Origin of the sequence: Streptomyces glaucescens (assembly GCF_002154375.1) — a bacterium.
Taxonomy (GTDB): domain Bacteria; phylum Actinomycetota; class Actinomycetes; order Streptomycetales; family Streptomycetaceae; genus Streptomyces; species Streptomyces glaucescens.
Genome location: NZ_MUND01000616.1, coordinates 1 through 5,021 on the forward strand (window position 1 = coordinate 1; position 5,021 = coordinate 5,021).

Genomic DNA, 5,021 nt, shown 5'->3' on the forward strand with positions numbered 1-5,021 from the left:
CCGCACGGCCGGCCCCCTCCGCCCGGAGGGGGCGCCCGCACGGCCGGTTACGGTGGCAGCAGACGCGTCCGGGCGGCGGGCGCCCGAAGCAGACCAGGAGGGACCCCGGGTGGCAGGCTCCGCGGAGCCCGGAGAGGCACGCCTCCGGCTTCCCCAGCTCCGGCTCGACGAGCTGCTGGAGGAGGTCCAGGCCCGCCTGGACGCGGTCCGCGGCACCCGCGACCGGGTGCACAACCTGCTGGAGGCGGTGCTCTCGGTCGGCAGCGAGCTGGACCTGGAACAGGTGCTGCGCAGCATCGTCCAGGCCGCGGCGGTGCTGGTGGACGCCCGGTACGCGGCGCTGGGCGTGATCGGCCCCGACGGCAGGCGGCTCGCGGACTTCCACACGGTCGGCGTCACCGACGACCAGATCACCGAGATCGGCAACTTCCCCGAGGGCCACGGCATCCTCGGCGAACTGATCCGAAACCCCGAACCGCTGCGGCTGGCCAAGCTCTCCGACCACCCCGCCTCGTACGGCTTCCCGCCCCACCACCCGCCGATGAACACCTTCGTCGGCGTCCCCATCCGGGTGCGGGACCAGGTCTTCGGCAACCTCTACCTGACCGAGAAGCGCGGCGGCGCGCAGTTCGACGACGAGGACGAGTCCGTCCTGGCCACGCTCGCCGTCGCGGCCGGCGTGGCCATCGACAACGCCCGCCTGTACGAGGAGTCCCGGCTGCGGGAACGCTGGCTGCGGGCCAGCGCGGAGATCACCCACAGCATCATGTCCGGCAGCGACCGCGCGCAGGTGCTGCGGCTGATCGCCGAGCAGGCCCGGGAGATCACCGGCGCGGAGCTGGCCGTGGTCGCGGTGCCCACGGACGGCACCGACGCCGACGACACCCTCACCGTGGAGCTGGCCCTGGGCCGGGAGGCAGACGCCCACCAGGGCCTGGTGCTGCCGGTGCGGGCGAGCCTGATCGGCCGGGCCTTCGCCACGGCCACCACCGTCACCAGCGCGGACATCACCCAGGACGACCGGGTCTCGTCCGGCCCGCCACGGTTCACCGGACTCGGCCCGGCCGTCGCCGTCCCCATCGGCAGCGGGGACGGCGTACGGGGTGTGGTGCTGCTGGTCCGCGAGGCGGGCCAGACGGTCTTCACCGAGCAGCGGACCGAGCCGCTGAAGTCGTTTGCCGGGCAGGCCGCGGTCGCCATGGAGCTGGCTGAGCGACGTCGGGACGCCGAGCGGATCGCGGTGCTCCAGGACCGTGACCGGATCGCCCGCGACCTGCATGACCTGGCGATCCAGCGGCTCTTCGCCACCGGGATGACCCTGCAGAGCGCGGGTCGTTTCATCGAGCATCCGGGGGCCGCCGAGCGGGTGTCGCGCGCGGTGGACGACCTCGACGAGACCATCAAGATCATCCGCTCGACGATCTTCGGGCTGCGCTCCCGCGAGACCGGCGCCGGGACCGGCTTGCGCGCCCGCGCGGTCCGCGTGGTGGGCGAGGCCGCCCCGGTCCTCGGCTTCGCGCCCGGGCTCCGGATGGACGGCCTGCTCGACACCCGCGTCCCCCGGGAGACCGCCGACCACGCGATCGCCGTCCTGTCCGAGGCCCTGACCAACGTCGCCCGCCACGCCCGGGCCGGCCGCGCTGACGTGGTCCTCGCCACCGACGGGCGCGAACTGCGCCTGGAGGTCGTCGACAACGGCGTCGGCATCCCGCCCGAGGGCCGCCGCAGCGGGCTGCGCAACATGGCGGAACGCGCCTCGCAGCTGGGCGGCGACCTGACCTGGACGACACCGCCGGCCGGCGGGACACGGCTGGTGTGGCGGGTGCCGGTGACGCCCTGAACCGGAGCACCGGCCGGTTCCCTCAGGCCGCGTCGGCCTGCCACAGGTCCGGGCCGAACACCTCGTAGCGGATGCGCCGCGGCGGGACGCCCCGCTGGAGCAGCGTGGACCGCACGCCCCGCATGAACGGCAGCGGGCCGCACAGGTACACGGTGGCGTCGGCGGGGACCGTCACCTCGGAGAGGTCCATCAGGCCGGTGCGGGCATCGGCGTCGGCCAGGCCGGCCCGCTCGTACCAGAACATGGCCTGCGCGTGCGGCAGCCGGTCGGTCAGCTCCCGGGTCTCGGCGCGCAGGGCGTGGTGGCCGGGGGAGCGGTCGGCGTGCAGGACGAGGACGGGACGCTCGGAGCCGGTCGCGGCGAGCCGGTCGAGCATGCCGACCAGGGGAGTGCAGCCGATGCCCGCCGACACGAGGACGAGCGGGGTGTCGGCCTCGTCGAGGACGACATCGCCGAACGGCGCGGAGAGGGTGAGTTCGTCCCCCACCCGCACGGTCCGGTGCAGCAGGTTCGACACCTCGCCCGCCGGGGCCCCTCCGGTGCCCCCGACCCGCTTGACGGTGATGCGGCGCAACTGGCCGCCCGGGTCGCAGGACAGGCTGTACTGGCGCAGCTGACGCACGCCGTCCGGCATCGTCATCCGCACGCTCACGTACTGCCCGGCGCGGGCCACCGGCGCGGGGCCGCCGTCGGCGGGCCGCAGCAGGAAGGACACCGCGTCCTCGCTCTCCTCCCGGCGCTCGACGACGGTCCACGGCCGCCAGATGTCACCCGGCGCCACCCCCGCGCCCTGGTAGATCCGGGCCTCCCGGGCGATCAGCGCGCCGGCCATCAGCCAGTACACCTCGTCCCAGGCCGCCGCCACCTCCGGCGTCACCGCGTCGCCCAGCACCTCGGCGATCGCGCCGAACAGATACTTGTGGACGATCGTGTACTGGTCCTCGGTGACGCCGACGGCCGTGTGCCTGTGCGCGATCCGTTCCAGCAGGGCGTCCGGACGGGTGTCGGAGTCCGCCAGCAGCGCGCTCGCGAAGCCCGCCACCGCCCCGGCCAGGGCCCGGCGCTGGGTGCCGACGGCCTGGTTGCCGCGGTTGAACATGCCGTCCAGCAGTTCCGGACGGTCGCGGAACATCGCGCCGTAGAAGCGCTCGGTGATCTCGTCGAGCGCACCGGCCACGGCGGGCAGCGTGGCGCGTATGACGGCGGCGGACTCTGCGGACAGCATGAAGCCTCCCGGGACGGGGCGGAGAAGACAGCGGGACGACTGGAGCGAGTGCACGATCGGCCGCCTCTGTATAGCAACCGGAGCCGCCCCTCCATGGCGTTCACGGGCCGTTGACCAGCAACGGAGGACCCTGGGACCAGGAAGTCGGGACCTTCGGCCCCCTGACCGAGGGCCTACCGGACCCACTTCCCGGCCGAGGCCCATCGGCACCCTGACGGGGCCGCCCGGCCCAAGCGGGACCCCGCCCCCGGGCCCGAGGCTGGACCCAGGTGCCGTACCGCGGCGGCACGGACGCTCGGGCCGCCGCACGAGGAGGTGCAGTCATGACCACCGCGACCACGCCCCGCATGACCCGCTCCCTGCCCGCCGAACACCGGGGCACACTCATGACCCTCGCCCGCGAGGCGAGCGTCCCGCAGGGCACGCGACTGTTCGACGAGGGCGGCCGGGCCGACCGCTTCTGGATCGTCCGCACCGGGACGGTCGCCCTCGACGTCCGGGTGCCCGGCCGGCGCCCGGCCGTCATCGAGACCCTGGGCTTCGGCGATCTCGTCGGCTGCTCCTGGCTGTTCCCGCCGCACGTGTGGCACATGGGCGCCGAGGCGGTGACGCCGGTGCGCGCCTGGGAGTTCGACGCCGGGGCCGTACGCGACCTGTGCCGCAGCGACCTCCGGCTGGGGGAGGCCGTCGGGCGCTGGGTCGGCCTGGTGCTCGCCCACCGCCTGCACGCGGCCCGCACCCGGCTGCTCGACCTGTACGCCCCCTACGGCAGCGGCATTCCCGGGTGAACCCCCCCGGCGCGGCCGGTTGTCGGTGGCACGCCGTAGGGTGCGCCGCGTCCGCAGGGGCCGTGGCCCTCGGCCGGCACTGGCTGCTCCGTACGTCGCGGGCCCGTCCGCCCGAGGCGATCGCCTGCCCCTTCCCGGTGCCCGGCGTCCCCACCGCGCTCGGCTACTGCGCCCGGTACACCACCGAGGAGTCCGAGGCGCATGTCTGAGCACTGGCCCGGGAGCACTGACACCGGACGCTAGGCGCCGCTCGTGTTGCGGATCATGCGCTGAAGCACCCTCAGGGCGGTGACGTAGTCGGCGTCTTCGATGCCCTCGTGGATGCGGGCGCGGATGGCCGGGACGTGCTGCTTCAGTCCGGCCCGAGCGGCTTCGCCCGCCTCGGTGATCCACCACCGCCCGTCGCCGTCCCGGGTGAGTCGGCCGCGCTCCAGCAGGGCCTGCGCCTCGGCGGACAGGTCGTCCTCGGGTCTGAGGTAGGAGCGCATGGCCTGCCGCAGCTCCGGAAGCGTCATGCCGCGGCCGTCGGGGGAGAGGTCGTTCGGCGACAGGTTCCGCAGCAGCCAGTACTGGGGCTGGGTGACCCCCAGCTCCGCCTGCCGGGCCCGGGTGAACGCGATGAGCGCCTCGTAGGCCACCCCGGTCCGGTACGCGGCCGGCTGCGCCGCGAGTTCGGCGTCGGTGAAGTCCTGGGATGCCGTCATGTCCGTTCGCTCCTCCTGTGGTCGGTCCGCTACGGAAGCACCGTAGGAACTCGACCGAAGTCGAGGTCAAGGGAGGACCTCCAGGAGATGAGGTGGGAGCCCTTCAGGGCCACGCCCGAGAAGTCGGTCTCGCCGGCCCGCTCGGGATGGTCCAGGACGGTCCATCAGCGGATTATGGGGATTTATGAGGACCGGAGAGGGGTCGGCGAGAGCCGGAGGGGCGGCGAGGAGTCGGCCGGGGACCGGCCAGGAGCAGGCGATCAAGTCCTTCTGGATGTGACCTAGTGATCACTGGGGTCCCGCATCTGCGTCATGGATCATGGGAATGCATCGGCCGCACCACACCAGCCCCCACTTCAGGAGCGCCGAGCACTGTGAGCACTCAGGCATCCCCCACCCCCACACACCTCTTATACACATCTCCGCCCCCCCTAGCGCCACCCAGCCCTTGCTTGCCGACTTCG

General features: G+C 73.6%; 5 protein-coding genes. 3 read left to right on the forward strand and 2 right to left on the reverse strand.

The features are described 5' to 3' along the window. Window positions 1-109: 109 nt before the first annotated feature. Window positions 110-1,840 carry a sensor histidine kinase gene (locus CCN42_RS33140; protein ID WP_086741112.1) on the forward strand — a complete coding sequence of 577 codons (1,731 nt, stop codon included), beginning with the start codon at window positions 110-112 and terminating at the stop codon, window positions 1,838-1,840. A gap of 22 nt (window positions 1,841-1,862) precedes the next feature. Here CCN42_RS33140 and CCN42_RS33145 read toward each other — a convergent pair whose 3' ends face one another. Beyond that, window positions 1,863-3,065 (reverse strand): globin domain-containing protein, encoded by a 1,203-nt coding sequence (locus CCN42_RS33145; RefSeq protein WP_086741114.1) that lies wholly within the window; start codon window positions 3,063-3,065, stop codon window positions 1,863-1,865. 323 nt (window positions 3,066-3,388) lie between these two features. On the opposite strand from CCN42_RS33145, the gene CCN42_RS33150 reads away from it, so the two are divergent. After that, window positions 3,389-3,853: a Crp/Fnr family transcriptional regulator gene (locus CCN42_RS33150; protein ID WP_086741115.1), complete on the forward strand. Its 465-nt coding sequence runs from the start codon at window positions 3,389-3,391 to the stop codon at window positions 3,851-3,853. A 62-nt stretch (window positions 3,854-3,915) separates the two neighbouring features. Continuing rightward, a complete protein-coding gene (locus tag CCN42_RS42865) occupies window positions 3,916-4,062 on the forward strand; it encodes a hypothetical protein (protein WP_158102164.1) in 147 nt (48 codons plus the stop codon). A gap of 30 nt (window positions 4,063-4,092) precedes the next feature. Here the strand turns inward: CCN42_RS42865 and CCN42_RS33155 are convergent, their stop codons facing one another. Then, a complete protein-coding gene (locus CCN42_RS33155) occupies window positions 4,093-4,557 on the reverse strand; it encodes a transposase (RefSeq protein WP_086741117.1) in 465 nt (154 codons plus the stop codon). Between the last annotated feature and the right edge of the window lie 464 nt (window positions 4,558-5,021).